At 68.0% G+C, this 22,988-nt stretch carries 20 protein-coding genes; 11 read left to right on the top strand and 9 right to left on the bottom strand.

Going from position 1 to position 22,988, the window contains the following annotated elements; translation table 11 throughout:
• Positions 1–34 precede the first annotated feature (34 nt).
• The 5 genes from ACQZ13_RS25010 to ACQZ13_RS24990 all read right to left on the bottom strand — a co-directional run bounded on the left by ACQZ13_RS25010 (position 35) and on the right by ACQZ13_RS24990 (position 5,377).
• Positions 35–1,102: a hypothetical protein gene (locus tag ACQZ13_RS25010; protein ID WP_431048571.1), complete on the bottom strand. Its 1,068-nt coding sequence runs from the start codon at positions 1,100–1,102 to the stop codon at positions 35–37.
• Positions 1,099–2,373, bottom strand: coding sequence for an O-antigen translocase (locus ACQZ13_RS25005; RefSeq protein ID WP_431048570.1), 1,275 nt, complete (start codon positions 2,371–2,373; stop codon positions 1,099–1,101). Before ACQZ13_RS25005 ends, ACQZ13_RS25010 begins: the two co-directional genes overlap by 4 nt.
• Positions 2,370–3,476, bottom strand: a complete 1,107-nt coding sequence (locus ACQZ13_RS25000) for a DegT/DnrJ/EryC1/StrS family aminotransferase (protein WP_431048569.1) — start codon at positions 3,474–3,476, stop codon at positions 2,370–2,372. Before ACQZ13_RS25000 ends, ACQZ13_RS25005 begins: the two co-directional genes overlap by 4 nt.
• An 81-nt stretch (positions 3,477–3,557) precedes the next feature.
• On the bottom strand, positions 3,558–4,286 hold the full coding sequence (locus ACQZ13_RS24995; protein WP_431048568.1) for a glycosyltransferase family 2 protein: 729 nt from the start codon (positions 4,284–4,286) through the stop codon (positions 3,558–3,560).
• 20 nt (positions 4,287–4,306) lie between these two features.
• Positions 4,307–5,377, bottom strand: a complete 1,071-nt coding sequence (locus ACQZ13_RS24990) for a glycosyltransferase (protein ID WP_431048567.1) — start codon at positions 5,375–5,377, stop codon at positions 4,307–4,309.
• Between the two features lie 305 nt (positions 5,378–5,682).
• On the opposite strand from ACQZ13_RS24990, the gene ACQZ13_RS24985 reads away from it, so the two are divergent.
• The 7 genes from ACQZ13_RS24985 to ACQZ13_RS24955 are packed head-to-tail and all read left to right on the top strand — an operon-like array spanning position 5,683 to position 14,358.
• Positions 5,683–6,690 carry an NAD-dependent epimerase gene (locus ACQZ13_RS24985; RefSeq protein ID WP_431048566.1) on the top strand — a complete coding sequence of 336 codons (1,008 nt, stop codon included), beginning with the start codon at positions 5,683–5,685 and terminating at the stop codon, positions 6,688–6,690.
• A 46-nt stretch (positions 6,691–6,736) separates the two neighbouring features.
• Entirely contained in the window at positions 6,737–8,071 is a 1,335-nt protein-coding gene (locus ACQZ13_RS24980) for a UDP-glucose dehydrogenase family protein (RefSeq protein ID WP_431048565.1), read from the top strand.
• Between the two features lie 5 nt (positions 8,072–8,076).
• Entirely contained in the window at positions 8,077–9,987 is a 1,911-nt protein-coding gene (gene asnB, locus ACQZ13_RS24975) for an asparagine synthase (glutamine-hydrolyzing) (RefSeq protein WP_431048564.1), read from the top strand.
• The gene (locus ACQZ13_RS24970; RefSeq protein ID WP_431048563.1) at positions 9,984–11,174 is read left to right on the top strand and encodes a glycosyltransferase family 4 protein; all 1,191 of its coding nucleotides are present in this window, start codon (positions 9,984–9,986) and stop codon (positions 11,172–11,174) included. Before asnB ends, ACQZ13_RS24970 begins: the two co-directional genes overlap by 4 nt.
• Positions 11,171–11,974: a glycosyltransferase family 2 protein gene (locus ACQZ13_RS24965; protein ID WP_431048562.1), complete on the top strand. Its 804-nt coding sequence runs from the start codon at positions 11,171–11,173 to the stop codon at positions 11,972–11,974. Before ACQZ13_RS24970 ends, ACQZ13_RS24965 begins: the two co-directional genes overlap by 4 nt.
• 4 nt (positions 11,975–11,978) lie before the next feature.
• Positions 11,979–13,022, top strand: coding sequence for an acyltransferase family protein (locus ACQZ13_RS24960; RefSeq protein ID WP_431048561.1), 1,044 nt, complete (start codon positions 11,979–11,981; stop codon positions 13,020–13,022).
• 28 nt (positions 13,023–13,050) lie between these two features.
• Positions 13,051–14,358 carry a hypothetical protein gene (locus ACQZ13_RS24955; protein WP_431048560.1) on the top strand — a complete coding sequence of 436 codons (1,308 nt, stop codon included), beginning with the start codon at positions 13,051–13,053 and terminating at the stop codon, positions 14,356–14,358.
• A 43-nt stretch (positions 14,359–14,401) separates the two neighbouring features.
• Here the strand turns inward: ACQZ13_RS24955 and ACQZ13_RS24950 are convergent, their stop codons facing one another.
• Positions 14,402–15,508 (bottom strand): Wzz/FepE/Etk N-terminal domain-containing protein, encoded by a 1,107-nt coding sequence (locus ACQZ13_RS24950; protein WP_431048559.1) that lies wholly within the window; start codon positions 15,506–15,508, stop codon positions 14,402–14,404.
• Positions 15,509–15,513: 5 nt separating this feature from the next.
• Complete coding sequence (locus ACQZ13_RS24945) at positions 15,514–17,553, bottom strand: SLBB domain-containing protein (protein ID WP_431048558.1); 2,040 nt, start codon at positions 17,551–17,553, stop codon at positions 15,514–15,516.
• Positions 17,554–17,695: 142 nt separating this feature from the next.
• Between ACQZ13_RS24945 and ACQZ13_RS24940 the strand changes: the two genes are divergently transcribed.
• Positions 17,696–18,820 (top strand): MraY family glycosyltransferase, encoded by a 1,125-nt coding sequence (locus ACQZ13_RS24940; RefSeq protein WP_431048557.1) that lies wholly within the window; start codon positions 17,696–17,698, stop codon positions 18,818–18,820.
• Between the two features lie 73 nt (positions 18,821–18,893).
• Positions 18,894–20,453 (top strand): DEAD/DEAH box helicase, encoded by a 1,560-nt coding sequence (locus ACQZ13_RS24935; RefSeq protein WP_431048556.1) that lies wholly within the window; start codon positions 18,894–18,896, stop codon positions 20,451–20,453.
• Here the strand turns inward: ACQZ13_RS24935 and ACQZ13_RS24930 are convergent, their stop codons facing one another.
• Positions 20,454–21,245: an SAM-dependent methyltransferase gene (locus ACQZ13_RS24930; protein ID WP_431048555.1), complete on the bottom strand. Its 792-nt coding sequence runs from the start codon at positions 21,243–21,245 to the stop codon at positions 20,454–20,456. It abuts the gene before it with no gap.
• A gap of 76 nt (positions 21,246–21,321) precedes the next feature.
• Positions 21,322–21,933, bottom strand: a complete 612-nt coding sequence (locus ACQZ13_RS24925) for a Maf family nucleotide pyrophosphatase (RefSeq protein ID WP_431048554.1) — start codon at positions 21,931–21,933, stop codon at positions 21,322–21,324.
• Positions 21,934–21,983: 50 nt separating this feature from the next.
• On the opposite strand from ACQZ13_RS24925, the gene ACQZ13_RS24920 reads away from it, so the two are divergent.
• Both ACQZ13_RS24920 and rpmF read left to right on the top strand, forming a co-directional pair.
• Positions 21,984–22,547, top strand: a complete 564-nt coding sequence (locus ACQZ13_RS24920; RefSeq protein ID WP_431048552.1) for a YceD family protein — start codon at positions 21,984–21,986, stop codon at positions 22,545–22,547.
• Positions 22,548–22,739: 192 nt separating this feature from the next.
• Complete coding sequence (gene rpmF / locus ACQZ13_RS24915) at positions 22,740–22,925, top strand: 50S ribosomal protein L32 (protein WP_067065736.1); 186 nt, start codon at positions 22,740–22,742, stop codon at positions 22,923–22,925.
• Positions 22,926–22,988: the final 63 nt, after the last annotated feature.

Below are 22,988 nucleotides of genomic sequence, written 5' to 3'. Positions count from 1 at the left end.
CGGACCGCCGTGCGCGCATGCCGGCCTCCTGCCGTCAGAGGACTTCCAGCCGCTGCAGGAAGCCTCGCGCCACCTCGACGTGGTCGTGTCGCTGGCGCGCGGCGGCGATGATGGCGTCCCGCGCCGGTCGATGGGCAGCGTGCTCGCGCAAGGCGATCGTCAGCGTTCGGGCGTCCTGCGCCGGATCGCCCGAGATCGGCACCGGCAGGCAACCCGGACCGTCGAAGCCGGTCGCGGGGGTCCCCCGCGTGTGACCGAAGGCGACCGAGGTGCCGGTCGCAAGGGCTAGCGCCCCTGACATGCCGTATCCGTTGGCCAGCAACTGATCCAGCAGGATCGGCGAATGACCGACGCAGTCGACGAAGCTGGCGAAGTTCATCCGCGGCAGCAATTCGACCTGCTCCTGCAGTGCGGGATCGGCGGCGAACATCTCTTGCAGGTGCTTCGTGCCCTTGAAGCCGAGTCGATTCTGGCCGTGGATGGCCTTGCTCCGGTCCTGACCGCCGGGTTGCACCATGTTCTGCACGTAGTCGACGTCCACGGGGAACTGCAGCGGCGCGGCGACCTGCGACTCGGGGATGCCGTATCCCCTGGCGCTGTCGGTGTAGATGCTCGTGAACGGGATCACCAGGTCCAGCCGGCGCAGCGCGGACTGCAGCATCGGCCATTGCGACGCCTCGGCCACGCAGCGGTTGCCCGGCATGTCGAAGCGCTTGCACTCCCGGCAGAGCATCTCGTCCTGATGCAGATCGTGGAAAGCCGTCGTGCAGCCGGCGTGCAGAAGCACCGTACGACCCGCCTGACGCATGAGGTTGGCGACCAGCGCGGTGTTGACCCACCGATGGAACAGCAGCTCGGTCGCCAGGACCAGGGTGTCGTCCTTGGTCAGCGCACGGCCGACCGACAGACCGCCGCTGACCTGGTTCCAGGCCCAGCTCACCTTGCTGCTGCCGGGCTTGTACAGCTGCGCGTTGCGCGGCAGGTCCTTCCAACCGTCGCCGTTGGAGTACATCGCCGTGTCGGCGCCCAGCCGATCCGCGCCCATCTTCAGGAAGAGCGACAGGCCGCTGTAGTCGCCGATGAAAACCAGTCGCCGCGTCATGTCGCTTCTCGCTGTTCAGGGGGCAACCGCGATATCTCCTTGCGCACGAACAGCGCCATCGCGATCCAGTAGAGGGCGTAGTTGAGGGCGTAGCCCATCGGGGCGCCGATCACGCCATATTGCCGCACCAGGCACCAGCTCAGGGTCACCAGGGACGCGGAGAACAGGATCTCGGTCAGGATGAAGACCCGGACCATGGCCCGACCCAGCATGATGTAGCCCAGGACCCAGGATCCGATCTTGATCACGTCGCCGGTGAGCTGCCAGGGAAACAACGCGCGCATCGGCGCGAAGTCTGCGGCGAACAGGACCTGGACGATGAAATCGCGCAGCAGGAAGATGACCAGCGCCCCGGCGATCGTCACCGGCAGGACGAGGCGATATACCTTGAAGACCTCTCGCCTCAACTCTGCGCCGGTGCGGATCTCCGCGATGCGCGGCAGGTAGTAGACCGCCAGCGTCGTGGTGATCAGCATCAGGTAGAGCTCGCTGATCTTGGTGCTGGCCTGCCAGAGGCCGGCCGTCGCGAGCCCGGTGTGGCTCACGAGGATGTCGCGGATGAGGATCTGCGACATCGGCAGGGCGACGGCGGACGTCAGGCCCATCAGCGCGAAGCCCGTCAACTCGCGGCCGGCACCTCGATCCAGGCGGCCCCACAGGTGCGCGAAGCGGAACCAGCCGTGGCGGGTGATCAGCCAGGCGGTCACGCCCAGGGACAGCACGGCGCCGATCGACGACGCCGCCAGCGTGCCATACAGACCGAAGACGTGCGTGAGGCCGCCCGTGACCAGCAGGCTCACGAGGCTGGTCGCGATGTTGGCGCCGACGTAGGTGCGGACTTCCTTCTTGCCGTTGGCGATCGCCAGCAGCAGGTTGTTCAGCGCCAGCGCGGGCAGCGACGCGGCGATCCACAGATAGATCGTGGAGAGATCGTCGCGGTGGAGCAGCCATCGGACCAGATCCGCACCGCCCGCCAGGATGGGGAGCGCCACCAGCAGGCAGGCGACCAGGGACAGGCGCAGGGCCGTCTGCCACACGGCATGCTGTCGCGCCGGGGCATCGAAGTGCTCCGCGGTCGCTTTCGTCACGCCGGGCGAGAGCGCATTGCCGACCAGATTCCCCGCGATGGCCACGGCGTTCTGGAACTGGCCGATGACGGCGTAGCCGCTGGGGCCGACGTAGAGCGCGAGGATCTTGTTGAGGACCAGGGCGCAGGCGACCTTGGTCGCCACCGCGATGCCGTTGAGCAGGCTGGTCTTGATCAGTGTCATGCGCCGACGGCCAGGGCGGCCCGGCAGGCGGCGATGACGCCGTCGACCTGGTCCGCCGACATGTGCGGCGACATGGGCAGGCTGAGCACGCGACGATGCATCGCCTCGGACACGGGGAAGGCGCCTTCGGCCAGGCCCAGATCGGCGTAAGCCGCCTGACGATGCGGCGGGATCGGGTAGTGGATCAGCGTGCCGACACCGGCGTCGCCCAGCGTCTTCTGCAGTGCGTCGCGGTCCTCCGTCTGGATGACATACAGATGCCAGGCCGGTTCGGCCCACGTCGGCACGACGGGCAGCACGAGGCCCGTGTCGGCCAGCGCCTCGCTGTAGCGCGCGGCCACGGCGGCGCGACGCTGGTTCCACTCGTCCAGGTAGGGCAGCTTGACGCTCAGGATGGCCGCTTGCAGCGGATCCAGGCGGCTGTTGTAGCCCTGCACCTCGTTGACGTACTTGACGCGCGAACCGTAGTTGCGCAGCACGCGCAGACGGTCGGCGATGACAGGGTCATTGGTGGTCACCGCGCCCGCGTCGCCCATGGCACCCAGGTTTTTGCCGGGATAGAAGCTCCAGGCCACGGCGTCGCCATGGGCGCCGATGCGTCGACCCTTGTAGCGCGCGCCTTGCGATTGGGCGCCGTCTTCCAGCACCTTCAGACCGTGTTTGGCGGCGATGGCCACGATGGGGTCCATGTCCGCCGGCTGGCCGTACAGATGCACCGGCAGGATCACCTTGGTGCGGGCGGTCACGGCGGCCTCGATCCGGTCCGGATCGATGTTGAAGGTGCGCGGATCCGGTTCGACGGGCACCGGTGTGGCGCCGCACTGCGTGACGGCCAGCCACGTGGCGATGTAGGTATTGCTGGGAACGATGACTTCGTCGCCGGGCCCGACGTCCATCGCGCGGAGCGCAAGATGCAACGCATCCAGGCCGTTGGCCAGGCCGATGGCGTGCGCCGCGCCGCAGTAGGCGGCGAACTCGGCCTCGAAGCGATCGACTTCGGGGCCGCCGATGAACCAGCCCGAACCGACGACACGCGCCACGGCAGCGTCGATCTCCTGCTTCAGTTCTTCGTAGGGGGCTTTCAGGTCGAGGAAGGGAATCATGGAGGGGCTCCGGTAGCGTGAGAGGACACGGATGGGGCGGGGGGACAAGGCGCCGGCGGGCGGCGCGTGCGAAAGATCAGATCAGTTCCCGGCCAGGAAACGGAAGGCGCTCGTCAGATGCCAGGCCAGGTGGCGCGCCGAGCGCCGGCTGGCCCGCTGGGCATCGTGGATCACCCGGACGCCGGGGACCACCACGGTGCGCAGGCCGCGACCGCGCAGCCGCTTGCAGAGGTCGACGTCCTCGAAATACATGAAATAGCGGTCGTCGAAACCGCCGATCGCCGCGTACGTGTCGCGGCGCAGCACCATGAACATGCCGGCCACCCAATCGACCTCGGCGGGGGCCTGGCCGAAGACGTAGTCCGGTCCCCGCACGCCCTGCAGCTTGCGACGCAACAGCCGTCCCACGGTCGGGAAGCGGCGTGCGCTGTCCTGCAGTTCTCCCGCGCCCGAGAAGACCAGCGGGGCGGCGAGACCGATCGACGGGTCGTCCAGTGCGGCCAGCAGCGGTGCGATGCTGAATTCCTGCAGCCGGATGTCGGGATTCACCACGACGAAATACGGTGCGGTCGACGCCCGGAAAGCGGCGTTGTGGTTGGCGCCGAAGCCCTGGGGGGCGTCGTTGCGGATCACCCGCAAGGGCAGGGCCGGGAATTCCCGCAGGAAGGATTCGTCCTCCGGGAGGTTCAGGGTGACGATGATCTCGGCGGCGGCCACGGCGCCGCGGCTCAGATCGGCCAGCAGGGGGCGGATGAGGGCGCCTTGTCCGTGGCTGACGATCGACAGGCAGACGGGGGTGGTGTCAGGCATGGCGGCAAGCGTGGGCGCGGTCATTGGAGGGCATGCACGAGGTGGCGGCGTGCGTCGGCGCAACGGCTCAGGCCGTCGGTGAACAGCTCGCGGGAAATCTGCGACAGGCGGTCCAGGCGCGCGGGGTCCGCCAGCAGGGCGGTGGCGGTCTCGAAGACGCGTTCCGCCGGCATGTCGGACGACAGGAGCAGGCCGTCGAGCGCTTCGGTCTGCATGAAGGCGCGAACCCCGCCGGAATCCCGGCACACGGGGACGCAGCCGGCCCCCATGGCCTCAAGCGGCGGAAGTCCGAAGCCCTCGTGATCGCTCAGATGGATGAAGCAGCGGCTGTGTGCGTAGGCCTCGCGCATCGCTTCCGCCGAGGGACGCAGCAGGCAGTTGGCGACCTGGTGGCGGACCTGGTCGGCGATGTCGTCTTCCGGGGTGATCACGGTCACCGACCGGCCCGCCTCGTGGCACCGCCGGATGAAGTCGAGGTAGAGATCGAGGCGCTTGTGCGCACCCTTGCGCAGGACCATGGCGAAATCGGTGCCGCGCGAGGGAGAGGGCGAGGGGCCCTCGGCGAAGAAGCGGTCGGCCCAGATCGGCAACTCATGGGCCACCGGCAGGCCTTCCGCCTCCAGGGCCTTCGTGAGATAGGCATTGGCCGACACGATGCGACCGGTCCGGTAGATGCGCTTGAGCATCGCGCGGATCCCGCCGGACAGGAGCTTGTTGGCAACGAAGTGCCATTCGAGGTCCTGGACGAAGAACAGACGCTGCGCGCGCGGCACCAGGAGGGCCAGCGGCACGGTGGCGTAGTGCGTGAAGATGAAGCGATCCGAACCGGGGGCGGCCGCGAGCCTCGTGCGGTGCAGCCAGGCGCGGAAGCGCCACATCAGGAGCGGAAACTCCATCGGCGCGCGGCGGATGCGTGGTGGCAGGGCGGAGAGATGCTCGACCGGCGCGGACGCCGCCATCGCATGCGGGCTGTGCCACATCGACAGCACGGAAGCCTCCTGGCGTTCCTGCCGCATCTCGGAGACCAGACGCAACGCCTCTCGAGTGCCGCCACTGATCTTCAACGAAGGAACCACCAGGACTGTAGTCATCGAGCACTTGCCGGCGTCGAGCGTCGCCCGACCGCCACGGCGGAAATCTTGAAAGGGGAAAAGGGGCCGGAATGCCAGGAGGGCGCGTTCTTCTTGTCGTTGTCGCCCGGAAGTTCCGGGTCGCTACTATAACCGCACGCCCTCGCGCGTTCCTGGCGAAGCGCCGTGGCACGGGCGTTCTCGTGCGGCGGACGTCGCTCGGGGGAATGGCACAATCCGGCGCCGCGCGACGCCTTCGATCCAGGGCACGAAGGCGGCGCATGTTGTGCCGTGGACCGCATCGGCGGAAGAAGAAGGTTTCCCACTTGAAAGTCCTAGTCACCGGCGCCGCCGGCTTCATCGGCATGCATGTCAGCCAGATCCTCCTGGCGCGGGGCGACCAGGTGGTCGGCCTGGACAACCTCAACGACTACTACGACCCGCGGCTCAAGCACGACCGCCTGGCGCGACTGACCGGCCAACCCGGTTTCGAGTTCGTCCAGCTGGACGTGGCCGACCGCCAGGGCATGGCCGACCTGTTCGCGAAACACAAGGTCGACCGCGTCGTGCACCTGGCCGCGCAGGCCGGGGTGCGCTACTCGCTGGTCAACCCGCATGCGTACATCGAATCCAACATCGTCGGATTCACCAACATCCTGGAAGGCTGCCGCCATCACGGCGTGCAGCATCTGGCCTACGCGTCGAGCTCCAGCGTCTACGGCGGCAACACCTTGATGCCCTTCAGCGAGCACCACGGCGTGGACCATCCGGTCAGCCTGTACGCCGCGACGAAGAAGGCCAACGAGCTGATGGCCCACACCTACAGCCACCTGTTCAACCTGCCGACGACCGGACTGCGCTTCTTCACCGTGTACGGGCCCTGGGGCCGGCCGGACATGGCGCTGTTCCTGTTCACCAAGGCGATCCTCGCGGGCGAGCCGATCAAGGTGTTCAACCACGGCAGGATGATCCGCGACTTCACCTACATCGACGACATCGCCGAAGGCGTGGTGCGCGTGCTCGACCGCACCGCCACCGCCGATCCGGCGTACGACCCGGTGGCGGCCGATCCGGCGCGCTCGAACGCGCCGTACCGCGTGTTCAACATCGGCAACCATGCGCCCATCCCGCTGATGGACTTCATCGGCGCGATCGAGCAGGCCGTCGGCCGCGAGGCGGTCAAGGAGTTCCTGCCGCTGCAGGACGGCGACGTGCCGGCGACCCACGCCGACGTCGAGGAACTGGCCGCGTGGACTGGTTTGAGGCCGGGCGTGGCCGTGACGACGGGCGTGGCGCGTTTCGTCGACTGGTATCGGAACTACTACAAGGTCTGATCGCCGTGCGGCGGTCGGTGCCTACAGCATTGAATAGGGACGCAACATGAATGTGACGACGATCGGCACCGGCTACGTGGGCCTGGTCACCGGCGCCTGCCTGGCCGAGATGGGCAACCACGTGGTCTGCCTGGATGTGAATGCCGAGAAGATCCGCATCCTCAACGAGGGCGGCATTCCCATCCACGAGCCGGGCCTGGACGAGGTGGTCAAGCGCAACGTGGCCGCCGGCCGCCTGCAGTTCACCACCGACGTGGACCAGGCCGTCAACCACGGCACCATCCTGTTCATCGCCGTCGGCACGCCCCCGGGCGAGGACGGCTCGGCCGACCTGCAGTACGTGCTGGCGGCGGCGCGCTCGATCGGCCAGCGCATGACCGACTACAAGGTCATCGTCGACAAGAGCACCGTGCCGGTGGGCACCGCCGACAAGGTCCGCGCGGCGATCGGCGAGGAACTCGCCAAGCGCGACACCCAGGTCGGTTTCTCCGTGGTCTCGAACCCCGAGTTCCTGAAGGAAGGCGCGGCGATCGAGGACTTCATGAAGCCCGACCGCATCGTCGTGGGCTCCGACGACGAGCAGGCCACGCTGATGATGCGCGCGCTGTATGCGCCGTTCACGCGCAGCCACGACCGCCTGTTCGTGATGGACGTGCGCAGCGCCGAGTTCACCAAGTACGCCGCCAACGCGATGCTGGCCACCCGCATCAGCTTCATGAACGAGCTGGCGCTGCTGGCCGAGAAGGTCGGCGCCGACATCGAGCTGGTGCGTCGCGGCATCGGCTCCGATCCGCGCATCGGCTACCAGTTCCTGTACGCGGGCGCCGGCTACGGCGGTTCGTGCTTCCCCAAGGACGTGAAGGCGCTGGTGCGCACCGGTCGCGAGCACGACCAGCCGCTGTTCGTGCTGAACGCCGTCGAGGAAGCGAACGACCGCCAGAAGCTGGTGCTGGTCGACAAGATCGTCGCGCGCTTCGGCGAGGACCTGGCCGGCAAGCGCTTCGCGCTGTGGGGCCTGGCCTTCAAGCCCAACACCGACGACATGCGCGAAGCGCCGTCGCTGGTGATCATCGAGGAACTGGTCAAGCGCGGCGCGGCGATCGCCGCCTATGACCCGGTCGCGATGAGCGAGGCCAACCGCCTGCTGGCGCACGTGCCGGGCGTGAGCTTCTGCGAACGCGCGGAGCATGCGCTGGCGGACTCCGACGCGCTGGTCATCGTGACCGAGTGGAAGGAGTTCCGCACGCCGGACTTCGACCGCATCAAGTCCGAGCTCAAGCAGCCGTTGATCTTCGACGGCCGCAACCTGTACGAGCCGGCGCTGATGAAGACGCTGGGCATCGAGCACCACGCGATCGGCCGCGGCCGGCAGGGGCGCTGACCACCATGTGCGGCATTGCTGGGCTTTTCCAGTCTCCCGACGCATCGGCCGACCGTTCGGGCGAACTGCACCGGATGCTGCAGAGCATCCGCCACCGCGGTCCCGACGACCAGGGCGACTGGCAGGGCGGGGGCGTCTTTCTCGGGCAGCGGCGGCTGTCCATCGTCGACCTCTCGCCCCTGGGGCATCAACCGATGGCTGCCGTTTCCGGCCGCTACGTGATCGTCTACAACGGCGAGATCTACAACCATGCCGCGCTCCGCCAGGAATGCCAGGACCGCGGCATCCAGTTCAGGGGCCATTCCGACACCGAGACCCTGCTCGCGCTGATAGACCTGTTCGGCCTGAAGGCGGCGCTGGATCGGTGCATCGGCATGTTCGCGATCGCACTCTGGGACCGGGAGCGCAACGTGCTGACGCTGGCACGCGACCGGCTGGGCGAGAAGCCGCTGTACGTCGCGGCGAACGACCGGGAGCTGGTGTTCGCCTCCGAACTGAAGGCGATCCGCCAGACCGCGCTCGGGGCGTTGCGCGTCGATCCGGGCGCTGTCCTGGACCTGCTCTCCTACGGCTACATCGGCCGCTCGCGCAGCGTCCTGGCCGATGTGGAGCAGGTGCGGCCCGGCGAGATACGCGAGTATCGCTTCGACGGCGGGCGGCTGCGCCAGCAGCACAGCGTGTACTGGTCCGCCGTCGATGCGTTGTTCGCGGCGCGTGCCAAACCGTTCCAGGGCAGCTTCGACGAGGCGACGCAGGCCGTCACCGCGCTGCTGTCGGATGCCGTCGGCCAGCAGATGCAGGCCGATGTACCGCTGGGCGCCTTCCTGTCGGGCGGCATCGATTCCAGTCTCGTGGTCGCCCTGATGCAGCGCCAGGCCAGCCGTCCGGTGCGCACCTACTCGATCGGCTTCAATGATCCGCGTCTGGACGAAGCGTCCTATGCCAAGGCGGTTGCCGACCACCTGGGCACGGAACACACCCAGTGGTACGTCGACGAGTCCGAGATCCTGAAGCTGGTGCCTGACATCGCGGGCTACTACGACGAACCGCTGGCGGATCCTTCCCAGTTGCCGACCATCATCCTGGCGCGGCTCACGCGCAGGGACGTGACGGTGGCGCTGTCGGGCGACGGCGCCGACGAACTGTTCGGCGGCTACCCGAAGTACTGGGAGGGGCCGCGATTGTTCGATCGTTCCGGACGTCGCGCGATGGGATGGGGCGCCAGCCTGGTGGGCGGGCTCATCTCGCCCGCCGCGTCGCTGCTGCCGGCGTCGTGGACGCGACGGGTCCCCCTGCACCGGGTCGAATCGGTGGCCACCTTGTACGGCGCCTCCGGTCGCCATGCCTTCATCGACAACCTGAACAAGCTCAACCGCGGGGCTCGGCGTTTCATGTCGGCGGCGGCCAGTGCCGCTGCCGGCGACACGTCGGCACCGAGCTGGGTCGGCGACCTGTCGCTGCAGCGCGCGGCCATGCTGACCGATGTGCAGAACTACCTGCCCAACGACATCCTGGTCAAGGTCGATCGGGCGACGATGAGCGCTTCGTTGGAGAGCCGTGCGCCGTTCCTCGACCATCGCGTCTATGAGTTCGCGGCCTCCCTCCCGGAGGCTTATCTGTACGGCGACGGCCAGGGCAAGCGCGTGCTGCGGGCTGCGTTGGCCGGGCTGGTGCCGCAGCAGTTGATCGATCGACCCAAGGCCGGCTTCAGTCCGCCGATCGGTCAATGGCTGCGCGGCAGTCTGCGCCCCTGGGCGCAGGAGCTGCTGCACGATCGCAGCGCGGCGGAGTTCCTCGATCTTGCCGAATGCCGGCGCCTGCTGGACCTGCACACGGAGAGCCGTTTCGATCTGTCCGCCCGCCTCTGGCCCATCCTCAGCTTCGCACACTGGTACCGCGAGGCCCGTTCGGCATGAAGGCGAAGGCGTTCTCCGCGGCGGCCCGCCCGCGCGCGCTCCTGGTCCTGAGCCGCTTCCGGCCGATGATCGGTGGTGCCGAGCGGCAATGCGAACTGTTGATCGAGCATCTGGCGGACCGCGTCGAGTGGGTCGATGTCCTGACGCACCGCTATGACGACCAACTTCCCGCGCGCGAGGCCGGCCCGCATGTGGCGATCCAACGCCTCGGACGCAGCGGGCGCAAGGGGGCCTCGCCGGTCAGTTTCTACGCGGCCCTGGTCCGCGCGATCCTGTCCCGCCGCGCGGACTTCGACCTGATCCATTGCCACACCGCCGGCATGACCGGCCTCATGGTGGCGATGGTCGGACGCCTGCTGGGAAAGCCGGTGTTGCTGAAGCTCACCGCAGCTGACGAACTGCGTCACCAGATGCGGCCATCCGCGCCGGGCGGCGGGCTCGCGTCGCGCTTCAAGAACGGCGTCCGACGGATGCTGGGCCGACTTGCCGTGCAGGCGCCCTCGACGCACGTCGTCGCCCTGACCCTCGCCGGCGGCGACGAGGCGCGCGAATGCGCAGCGGGTCATGTGCACGTGATCCCCAACGGCGTGGAGGCGGAGCGGTACGACGGTCTGCGCCGCGGTCCGGTGCCGGGGGAGCTTCGCTTCGGATACTGCGGCCGCCTGACCGCGGAGAAGGGCACGCATGTGCTGGCGGAGGCTTTCTCGGCCGTCCTGTCCGGACATCCCGGCGTGAGCTTCCTCGTGGCGGGCAGCGGGGATCGCCAGCTGGCGTCGTCGGAGGATCTGCTGCGCGGACTGTCCGTCCGCCAACCGGGGCAGGTCCACTTGCTGGGCAGTCTGGTCGATACGCGGCGCATGCTCGGAGACATCGACGTCTACGTGTCCGCGTCCACCTATGAAGGCCTTCCCAATGCCGTGCTCGAGGCGTTGGCTTGCGGTCTTCCCTGCGTGCTCAGCAACATCGACGCGCATCGCGAAATGAAGCGCCTCAACCCCGCCGCGCAGATCCGCCTGTTCGAGCCGAATGATCCGCAGGCCTGCCGCGAAGCCCTTGAGCAGGTGTGCGCCGACTGGCCGCTGCCGGCTTCCCGCCTGTCCGACGACCTGCGCATGGAGCGCGTCGCGGATCGCTATCTTTCCCTTTATCAAGCCATGCTGATGACGGCGGACCGGAGTGTCACTTGAAGCCTTCGCTCGATATCTCGATCTGTGTGGTCCTGTTCCGGGCGGAAGAGGGCTCGATCCGTTTTCATCATGAGCTGCTGGCGTCGCTGCGGGAGCACCAGGGCTTCGAGGTGCTCTACTACGACAACTCGCCGACGGACGGGCTCCGGGAGCCGCTGGGATTCAACCCCGACGGCCTGCCGGTGACATATGTGCACGATCCGCGCAACCTGGGCTTCAGTTACGCCAACAACCAGCTGATCCTCGGATCTCGCCGCACCAAGGTCCTGCTGCTGAATCCGGACGTCTATGGCTTCACACCGGAACTCTGGCGCTTCATCGCGTCGCTGGACGTTGCGGAATGCGCCCGATTCGCGCGCCTGCTCAACGCCGACGGATCCTTCCAGGACTGCGTCGGCGAACCCACGAGCCTGCTGCGTCCGTTCCGGCCTCGTCGCGCCTACGCAGACCTCCGGGAGCCGGAAGCCGTCGGCATGGGCATCATGGCCTTCATGCTGGCGGAGCGACGGGTCTACGCGCATGTCGGGCTGCTGGACTGCGCCTATCCCCTCTACGCCGAAGACATGGACTGGTGCTACCGCGCAGGCAAGATGGGCTATCCCTCCGTCTTCGACCCGCGCATCGAGCTGACCCACACCGGGGGCGCTTCCGCGAGCGATCGTTGGAGCCGCAACGCGACGTTGCTGAAGAAGTACCGGGCGGAAGCCCTGTTCGTCGACCGGCACTTCAGCGGGCTGCATTGGATGGCGTTGCGGGCGCTCAATGCCGTCAAGCAGTGGCGCGCCCGCCTCAAGCGTTGAAACCATGAGCCCGTCAACAAGGATCGCTTCGCTGGATTACCTCCGTATCGCTGCGGCCAGCGCGGTGATGATCAGCCATGCCTATGTCCTGACCGGTTCGCCGGGTCATGACATCGTCATGCAAGCCACCGGACAGATGGATCTGGCCGCCCTGGCGGTGGATTTCTTCTTTTTCCTGTCGGGCTTCCTGATGTTCGGCGCGCTGTCGCGCAGCCCGGACCGCCTGCGGTTCGCAAGGAACCGGCTGGCGCGCATCCTGCCGGGGCTGGCCGTCTGCGTGCTGCTGTGCATCGTGCTCGGCGCGGTCGTCACGACGCTGCCCCTGTCGCGGTATCTGTCCTCCGGAGAGACCTGGCGCTTTCTCAAGAACGGGGTGTTCCTGTTCACGCCGTCGCTGCCTGGCGTGTTCGAGACGGTGCCTTATCCGCGCGTTGTGAACGGCAGCCTCTGGACGCTGTTCTACGAGATCGCGTGCTATGCGGTGGTCGGCGGCGTGGCGAGCATGCGGGCGGTCTGGCGGGTGCGGCTCTTCGAGGCCATCGCGCTGGCTTGCGCCCTGTACCTCGCGGTGGATCCCTCGACGGGCCCGAACGCCCTGTCCAACGCCACCCGGCTGATGCTGTTCTTTGCGCTCGGCCATGTGTTCGGCGCGCCTTCCGGCGCATGGCGCGCGCTGATCGTGGTGGCGATCGCCGGCGGCGCTGCGGCGCTCCTGGGTCACGCGGGCTGGTCGAAGCTGTCCTGGCATCTCGCGGCCGCGCTGATCTGTGTCGCCTGCCTGGTGATCGCGCGAGGCGTGGATGCCTACGTGCGAGGTCTGCCCGCGGACTACTCGTTCGGCATCTACATCTACGGGTTTCCCGTTCAGCAATGGCTGGCCGAGCGGCAATGGGTGGGTGACCCCGGGACCTTCTTCGTCTGTTCGATGATCCTGGTTCTGCCGTTGGCGGCCTTGTCCTGGCACTTCGTCGAGCGACCGGCCATGGCATGGGTGCAGCGTCGATCATCACGATCGACGCAAAGGGATCGATATGCCGCCATCGGTTGAGTTCACGACCTCTGCCAGGGCGGGCCAGGTGTCGTCCCTGCGGCTGCTGACGCTGGGGGCTCTGGCGGCCATCGTGGTGTTCGGCACGACCTACCGCATCGGCGGGCTGTTCTTGTACCCGCGCGCGATGATGGCGTTGTACGCCTTGTGGGTGCTCTGGCGCGAACCGCGTCTGCGCGGCCTGCTCAAGCCGCTGGCCGGTCTGCTGATGATCGGCGTGTTCGCGTTGGCGAGCGCTTTCGGGGCCGACGAGTGGCGCCAACTGCCCATCTTTCTTCAACTGGTGGTCCGCGGCGTGGCTTTGCCTTATCTCGCAGCGATCGGCCTGGCTCGGCTGATGGGGCTGACCGATCGCGGAGACGGCCCGCGTACGCTGACGACGCATCAGTCCATCCAGATCGTGTGCCTGGCCTTGGTGGCCCAGTGCGCGGTCTCGGTGGCTCATCTGGCGCTGCCGGCGTTCCGCACGGTCTATCTGGAGTGGGTCAACCTCGCCGACACATGGCGCGAACTCGCGGCGCTGGGGCTGCCCCGCTTCTCGGGCATCGGCGGCATTTCCATCTACGACACCGCCATCGCCTACTGCGTGCTGGGAGCGGCGCTGCTTCTGAGCGCGCCGCGCACGTCGGCGGACATGTGGCTGCGCGCGCTCGCGGTGGCGATCATCATGGCGCTGTGCATGCTCCACGGGCGGACCGGCATGGTGTTCGCTGCCGTGCTGCTGGGGATCCTGGCCTGGCAGGACGTGCTCAACCGCCGGCATCAACCCGGCAGCGTGGCGCTGCGGGTGGGCGCGGGCCTCGGCTTGTTGGGCGTGCTGGCGTTCGTCTTCGTCGACGAGGAGCTGCGCAGCTACGTGCTCGAGTTCTCCGGCGAGTTGTTCATCAACCTGTTCGCAGGGGATGGCCTGCGTTCGGACTCGACCGACGACTTTGTCGAGAACCATCTGCACCTGCCCGATTGGGAGACAGTCCTGGGGGGCTCGGGCCTCTGGGCGCAGCCCGATGTCGCCGAGGCGATCGGCGCGTCCTATACCACCGACTCGGGCTACCTGCTGCTGCTGAACTTCGGCGGCGTGCCGATGGTGATCGTCTGCGTACTGGCGCTGACGTGGTTGCTGAGGGGGTATGTGCGCAGCCTGCAGGCACTGGGCGAACCGCCCCCCCCCGACCAAGTCCCCGCGCGGCGCTGGGCGCCCGTGGCTTTCTACGCGTACCTGGCGACGGTCATCGCGCTGGTCAGCTGGAAGGGGCCGATCTTCTTGTCAGAACACTGCATGACGGCGCTGTTCCTGGTGCTGACGATCGGCAGCCGGCGCGGACGGTCGCGCTGCTGAGCGCATCCGTCAGGGCCGCAGCAGACATCCGCAGGGGCGAGCGTCAGCGCACAGCGGTGCGACGGCGATGGCGGAACAGCAGGAAAGCCGCTGCCGCCAGAAAACCCAGACCCGCGCCGGCGATCGCCAGGGTGGAGCGCTTGGGCTTGCTCTTGCGCTCCGGCGTGGTGGCTGTATCCAGCACCTGGATCAACGTTCCCTCGCGGCTTTCATCGAGGCGCGCCAGTTCGTACTGTCGGGCGAAGATCTCGAACAGCGTTTCCTGGTACTTGTAGTCGCGGTACGCGCCGATGTAGTCCTGGTCGCCGGAGGCGTCGAGCGGCTGCTCGAGCTTCGCGAGTTGTCCACGCAAGCCGCCGAGCATGGCGTTCTGCTGGGAGATCTCCGGGGCGTTGTCCGCAAGCGTGCGACGCAGGACCGTCAGGCGGATCTCCGCCGCGGCCACTTCCGCCTTGAGTCTCGCGTAGCTCTCGGCGGCTGCCTTGGGCTCGCTCTTGAGCGCGCCGGCGCCGATGCCGGACTTCTGGAGCGCGGCCTGCGCCGTCTTCAAGGCGTCGCGGCTGCCGGCCAGATGCTGTTCAAAGAACTGGCGACGCACCTGGGCTTCGCTGAGTGCCAGACCGTTGGAGAGTTGGCGAAGTTCCTCGACGAAAGCGTTGGCGATGTCTGCGGCTCGCTTGGGGTCGTGGTCGTCGACCTCGATGCTGATGAGGTTGTCCTTCTTTCCTGCGGCGATGCGGGTACTGTCCGCCAGCTTGCGCTGCGCATCGACACGGAACTTCTCGCCGTAGACCGTCAGCAGGTCGAACCGGTCGATGATCTTGTTCGAGATCGTGACGCTCTGCATCAAGGACACGTACTGGTCGGCAGGAGTCCTGCCGGACAGCCCGGCCAGTCCTGCCAGTGCGCCGACCGACGAGAGCGCGTTGGCTGCGGAGTTCTGCTGCTGCTGCGGGCTGACGATCACGGCCTTCGCCGTGAACGTCAGCGGGACGAGGAAGCTGAGCCCGTAGGCGACGACGCCGCTGGCCACGGTGGTCAGCGCGATCCGGCGCCAATGGGGCCAGAGCTGCGAAAGGACATCGGCGTCATCCGTCACGGTCGATCCTGTCGACACGACGCCGGGCGCCGGCTGTTGTTCTGCCTGCATGGGGGTCAATTCTTGATGGTCTTCAGGGCAGCCGCACCCAGGCCGAAGTTGGCCAGGATCTGCGTCCAGTCCTTCGCGTCCTGGATGAAGGTCGACTTGTTCATCTGCTCCGGCACGAAGACCGTGTCGCCCGGCAACGCCGGCAGCCCGGCCAGATTGGAGCCGAAACCCAGCCAGCCGCTGCTCGACTGGCGCGCGCTCACGACCGTGCCGTTGGCACGGATCACGAAGGAGCTGCTGGCGTCGGCGCCGCGGGTCGGTCCGCCGGCCAGCTTCATCACGTCGTCGACCGACGCATTGTTCTGGAGGAGGAAGCTGCCCGCGTTGAACACGCTGCCGAACACGCCGACGGTCGTGGGCTTCGCCGGGATCAGCAGACGGTCGCCGTCCTCGACGGTCAAGGTCGGCAGCGAGCGCGCATCGGACTCCAGCTGCAACACCACGCGGCCGGTCGGTCGCACGGCGCGCAGCCGGGCCACGAGGCGTTCGGTGCCGGCGGCGCGCTGCGCGTTGCCTGCGGCTTCGTCGGCGTTCGTCGCGCGTTGCGTGGAACTGTTCTTGGTGAACTCCGTCTCCAGGTCCCGCAGAGCCCTGTCGTAGTTCTCCTGCTGCGACTGGCGCACGCTCTCGCGCGAGAAGTCCGTGCCGAACACGTAGGCCTGTGACGTCAGGCCGCCGGCCGCCGCGATGGCGTCCTGCAATGTGCTCGTCGGAGGCAGCACATATTCGCCAGGGCGGGCGACCTCGCCCTCCACCGTCACGCGCTTGAACTGCTTGCCCAGCGGCAGGGCGGTATTGACGCTGCTGAAGGCGCGGATCACATCGCCGTTGCTGGCCACCGTCTTCAATTGCGCGGGGAGTTGCAGCTCGCGCACGCGGCGGTCGTTGCGGTCGCTCAACTGTTCGATGGACACGCGCGAGCGGTCCGCCACGGCGCTGAAGCCGCCCGACATCGCCAGCACGTCTTCCAGCGTCTCGCCGGGCTTGAGCTCGACGATCGATTGCTTGTTCACGCTACCCAGCACGGCCACCTGGGGGCCGATCGCGCCGATGTGGATCACGTCTTCCGCCTGCAGCGCGCGGTCGCTGGCTTTGTCACCCTTGAGCAGCAGGTCGTAGGCGTCGAAACTGGCGACGATCTGGCCGTTGCGACGCAGTTCGATCTGGCGGAAGCTGCCCGCGGCCGACGGGCCGCCAGCACGGATCAGGCCGTTGACGATGGTGGCGAGACTGCTCACGGTGTAGGCACCCGGCTTGGCGGTGAAGCCCGTGACATAGATGCGGATCGTGCGCAGCTTGCCCAGCGAGGTGCTGACCTGGAAGTTCTTGAAGACCTGGGCGATGCGGGCGCGGACGACCTCGTTCAGGTCGCCGTAGCGCACGCCCGCGACCAGCACGGGACCGACGCGAGGGATCGTCACCCGGCCGGCGCGGTCCACCGTCAGGCGCAGGTCGGCATCGACCGAGCCCCACGCCGTGACCTGGATCTCGTCGCCGATGCCGATCAGGTAGTCCGACGGCGCCTGACGCGGGCCATCGGCATCGCCGCCCATGCGGGCGTCCAGCATCAGGTCCGAGCCGAGCCGGCGCACGATGTTGTCCGCGGAGACGGCGGCGCTCTTGCCGATGGCCGCCGTCTGCGTCTGCGTCTGCGACACGGCGGCCGTCTCGGTCTGGCTGGCTTCCGAGCGGCGCAGTTGCTCCAGCGTCGCCGGGTCGGCCAGATCGATGCCCAGCAGCTTGTTGACGTAGATCTCGAACTCGCCCGGCACGTACTTCGGGGCGCGGGCGATCGCCTGGGCCTGCGAGCCGGATGCGTCCTGCACGTTGCGATTGGCCGGAGTCAGCCGCACCGGTCCGGATGAGTCGACGCCCATGTCCGAGGAGGACTGGCCGCTGCCCGTGTTCATCTGCGCGAGGGCCGAAGTCGCCCCGAGGCCGACCATGAGGCAGGCCGTCAACAGCGCCAGCGCGGGCTTGCGAAGGGAGTGGCGCGCGCGAGTCGTCGACGTCGGCGAAAGGGCGCGTTGGGCGCTAAGTTCCATGCGTGATCTCGTCTCAGATGAACTCGGCCGCCCGCGACGGGCCTGAAGATCAGGGTGTCGGAGCGACCAGCGGCGCATTCTATGGCAGCGCTGTTGCGCCAAAACCGCCTCGGGCGGGAAGCCGCTCGTTACACTGCCGCCCATGTTGTATTTGCTCATCCCGTTTGCGCTGGCTGCGGCGATCACGCTGTACGTGGTGCATTCGTCGACGGTCCACGGCCACCTGTCCGCGGACCACGACCTGTCCGGCCCCCAGAAGTTCCATGCGCGGCCCGTGCCGCGCATCGGCGGGGTCGGCATCTTCGTGGGCCTGGTCGGCATGGTCGCGCTGGCCTATCTGCTGAAGCACCCGCAGGCCAAGACCGGCCTGCTGCTGCTGCTGTGCGGCCTGCCCGCCTTCGCCGCCGGCCTGATCGAGGACTTCACCAAGAAGGTCTCCCCGCGCGAGCGCCTGATCGCCACCGCGATCTCCGCCGGCCTGGGCTGCTGGCTGCTCCAGGCCATGATCTCGCGCACCGACATCCCGGGGCTGGACTTCATCGTCGGGACCACGGTCGGCGCGGTGATCATCACCATCTTCGTGGTCGCGGGCGTGGCTAACTCCGTCAACATCATCGACGGCTTCAACGGCCTGTCCTCGATGTGCGTCAGCCTGATGCTGCTGACCCTGGCCTACGTCGCCTACCAGGTCGGCGACACCGAGCTGGCGCTCTGGGCCCTCGCGGGCGTCGGCGCGATCCTGGGCTTCTTCGTCTGGAACTACCCCGCCGGCCTGATCTTCCTGGGCGACGGCGGCGCGTACTTCATGGGCTTCTACCTGGCGGAGATCGCCATCCTGCTGATCCACCGCCATCCGCAGGTCTCGCCGCTGTTCGCGCTGATGGTGTGCATCTATCCGGTGTTCGAGACGGTCTTCTCCATCTACCGCCGCCGCTTCCTGCGCAACACCAGCCCGGGCGATCCGGACGGCATCCACCTGCACTCGCTGATCTACCGCCGCCTGATGCGATGGGCGATTGGCGCACGCGATGCGCGCCTGATGACGCGCCGCAATTCGATGACGGCGCCGTATCTCTGGACGCTGTGCCTGTCGTCGCTGGCGCCGGCGCTGCTGTTCTGGGATTCGACGCCGATGATCGCGGGCTGCATGGTTCTGTTCGGGGTTGCCTACGTCGCGCTGTACTGGCGCATCGTGCGCTTCCGGACGCCCAAGTGGATGGTCTTCCGCGGCGACCAGCGCAAGCTGAGCGATCGTCAGTCGCAGTGATCCCGCAACGGTCCGCGTGCGCGGATCGGTGGTTTCCCGGGGCTTTCGAGGGCTTGGAGGATAATCCGCGCCCATGACCGACACCACCCCGACGCCCAACCCTCTTTTCGACACGCTGCCGCTGGACCCCAAGCTGCTGCGCGCCGTGTCCGATCAGGGCTACGCGACGATGACGCCCATCCAGGCCAAGGCGATCCCGATCGTCCTCTCCGGCCGCGATGTGATGGGCGCCGCCCAGACCGGCACCGGCAAGACCGCCGCGTTCTCGATCCCGCTGCTGCAGCGCATGCTCAAGCACGAGAACGCCTCGATGTCCCCGGCCCGCCACCCGGTGCGCGCGCTGGTGCTGGCCCCGACCCGCGAGCTGGCCGACCAGGTCGCCAACAACGTCAAGGCCTACGCCAAGCACACCAACCTGCGCGTGGCCTGTGTCTTCGGCGGCATCGACATGAAGCCGCAGACCCTGCAGCTCAAGGCCGGCGTCGAGGTCCTGATCGCCACGCCGGGTCGCCTGCTCGACCACATCGAAGCCAAGAACGCCGTGCTGAACCACGTCGAGTACGTCGTGCTCGACGAGGCCGACCGGATGCTGGACATCGGCTTCCTGCCGGACCTCCAGCGCATCCTGAGCTACCTGCCCAAGACGCGGCAGACGCTGCTGTTCTCGGCGACCTTCTCGCCCGAGATCAAACGGCTGGCGCAGAGCTACCTGCAGGATCCGGAGCTGGTGGAGGTCGCCCGCCCGAACGCGACGGCCTCGACGGTCGAACAGCGCTTCTTCAGCGTCGACGACGATGACAAGCGTGCCGCGGTCAAGCAGCTGCTGCGCCAGCGCGAGATCCGTCAGGCGATCGTGTTCGTGAATTCCAAGCTCGGCGCCGCGCGCCTGGCCCGCGCCTTCGAGCGCGACGGCTTGCGGACCGCCGCCCTGCACGGCGACAAGTCCCAGGACGAGCGCCTGAAGTCGCTGGAGGCGTTCAAGCGCGGCGAGGTGGACCTGCTGGTCGCGACCGACGTGGCCGCGCGCGGCCTGGACATCGCCGACCTGCCGGCGGTCTTCAACTTCGACGTCCCGTTCAATGCCGAGGACTACGTGCACCGCATCGGCCGCACCGGCCGCGCGGGGGCGTCGGGCCTGGCCTTCACGCTGGTGACCAAGGGCGACGCGCGCCTGGTCGGCGAGATCGAGAAGCTGATCAAGAAGAAGCTGGACCTGGAGCCGATCGAGCTCGAGGGCGAGCGTCGTCGCTTCGACGGCGACCGTGGCGAGCGCGGTGATCGCGCTCCCCGTGGCGATCGTGGTGATCGTGGCGGTGACCGGGGTGCCGAACGCGCGCCGCAAGGCGAGGGCGGCGGCGAGCGTCGCGACTTCCGTCGTGAACGCGAGGATCGCCGCGACGAGGCCTACGGCTCGCACGGCGCGCATGCGCCGGCGCGCGCGCCACGCCAGGCCTACGACCCGCTGTTCGACAAGCCGTATGAGGCGACGCAGGGCGGCGACGTGGCGGCCTGGGAGAAGGGGCCGGCCAACGCGCCGCGCGGCGGCCTGTCGGCCAACATCAAGCCGAAGAAGAAGGTCGCGGCGCTGTTCGGTGCCAAGCGCCCGCCGGTCACGGCGGACAGCGAGTCCTGATCAGCGGACGCCGAGGATCGCGAACACGGCCGGCACCTTGTCCGGCAGCGTCTTCGGCGCCTGACGCCATTGCTCGACCGTGGCCGAATGCGTCCACGCGTCCTTCAGGCTCAGCCCGCAACTGACCGACAGCAGCGAGCCGGGCCTCAGCGCCGCCAGCAGCGCCTGCAGCAGCGCGCTGTTGCGATAGGGCGTCTCGATCATCAACTGCGTCTGCTGCTCGCGCGCCGAGAAGGCGTCGAGCGCCTTGATGCGCGCCGTGCGCTCGGCCGCGTCCAGCGGCAGATAACCCACAAAAGCAAAGCTCTGGCCGTTCAGGCCGCTGGCGGCGAGCGCCATCAGGAGCGAACTCGGCCCGGTCAGCGGCACGACCTGCACCTTCGCCGCGTGTGCGGCGGCGACCAGCTTCGCGCCCGGGTCGGCGACGGCGGGCATGCCGGCTTCGGAGATCAGGCCGATGTCGTGACCGGCCATCGCCGGCTCCAGCAACGCCAGCCAGAGCTTCTCTTCGCTCGACGAGGCCGTGACCGCGCCGGCCGCCGGACCGCGGCCCTTGGCCGGGCGGGGCAGTTCCTCGATCTGCTGCTCCTGCAGCGGCACCGCCAGCGGATGGATCGCGCCGACGCGCTTCAGGAAAGCGCGGGTGGTCTTGGCGTTCTCCGCGGCCCAGTGCGTGATCGAGGCGGCTCGCGCGAGCACCGCGTCGGGCAGGACTTCGCGCAGGTCGACTTCCTGGCCGTTCATGCCGAAGTCGAGGGTGTTGGGAACGAGGAAGAGGCGGCCGCGGGTCATTGCTGTTCTCTGTAGTGCTTTGTTGTTCTCTGTCGTTGTCGGGCGTGCTGTTGGAGGTGCTGTTGGAAGTGCTGCTTCAGGCCAGCAGGCTCAACACGTCCAGTCCGCCTTGTCGCAGCAGCGCGGCGGTGCGGATCAGCGGCAGGCCGATCAGCGCCGTGGGATCGTCGGACTCGATGGCCTCCAGCAGCGCGATGCCCAGGCCCTCGGCCTTGGCGCTGCCGGCGCAGTCGTAGGGCTGCTCGGCGCGGAGATAGCGCTCGATCTCGTCATCGCTCAACTCGCGGAAGCGCACGCGCACCGGGGCCAGGTCTTGCGCGACGAAGCCGGTCGCCTCGCAGACCACGGCCAGCGCCGTCTGGAACACGACGGTGCGACCGCGCATCGCGCGCAACTGCTCGACGGCGCGCTCATGCGTGCCCGGCTTGCCGATCGGTTGGCCGTCCAGATCGGCGACCTGGTCCGACCCGATCACCAGCGCCTGCGGGAAACGCGTCGCCACCGCGCGGGCCTTGGCCAGCGCCAGCCGGCGGGCGAGGGCCTCGGGCGTTTCCCCTGGCCGCGGCGTCTCGTCGACGTCGGGCGCCGCCGTCTCGAACGGCACCCGCAGGCGCTGCAGCAACTCGCGCCGGTAGCGGGAGGTGGAGCCCAGCACGAGCGGGCGGGCGGACGGTGAGGCAGCGGTCATGGCCCGGGATTGTCCCATCGGGGCGGAGGCGGCTCGTACACTTGCGACCCATGAAACCGCGTTCGTTCGATCCATTGAAGCTCGATGTCGGAGTCTTTGCCCGGGAGGGCGGCACGCTGGAGGGCGAGTGGCCCGCGACCAGCCTGACGCGCTTGGCCGAGGCGGCCGCGCCCGAGTCCGATCCGGCCCAGTGGCCGCCCGTGTCCTGGTTTGCCCAGGGCGAGATGCGCACACCCAAGGGTGGCGAGCCGCAGGCGTGGTTGGAGCTGACCGCGCAAGCGCAGGTCGCGGTGACCTGCCAGCGCTGCCTCCAGCCGGTCCGCGAGGACCTGACGGTGGCGCGCTGGTTCCGCTTCGTCAAGGACGAGGACATGGCGGCCGAGATGGACATGGACTCCGACGACGACGTCCTGGCGCTGCCGCGCCACCTGGACCTGCGCGAGCTGGTCGAGGACGAGCTGCTCCTGACCTTGCCGGTCGTGCCGCGCCATGACGTGTGCCCCGAGCCGTTGCCGCATGCGAACGTCGAGGAGGACGAGTTGCCGGCAGAGGAGCGCCCCAATCCGTTCGCGGCGCTCGCGGCGCTGAAGAAGGGCTCCGGCGGCAAGGCGTGACACCGGTTCGGTGCTGTGCTATAGTTTCCGGCTTTCCCGGATCGAAGTGCGTCCACCTGCGTGGGTGCGCAACCGGGACCGAGGCGTCGGTAGCGGAGCATCCTTGTCGGATCCGCGGTACAGCTCGAGTTCTCTCGAGAGCCCGAGCAACCTCGAATCACCAGCCAGCCGAAGCCTTTAGGAGAATCAACCATGGCCGTTCAGCAAAACAAGAAGTCCCCCTCGAAGCGCGGCATGCACCGCTCGCACAATGCCCTGGTCACCCCGGGCACCGCGATCGAGCCGACCACCGGTGAAGTGCACCTGCGCCACCACATCAGCCCCAACGGCTTCTATCGCGGCCGCAAGGTGCTGAAGACCAAGGCCGACGCGGCCTGATCGATTCGATCAGCCGGTCCGGAGGGCTCCTCGAGGCCTCCGTCTGGTCGCACCCACAAGTAG

Source organism: Roseateles sp. L2-2 (assembly GCF_050613215.1).
Taxonomy (GTDB): Bacteria; Pseudomonadota; Gammaproteobacteria; order Burkholderiales; family Burkholderiaceae_C; genus Roseateles; species Roseateles noduli.
This window is presented reverse-complemented; position numbering and strand designations above follow the sequence as displayed.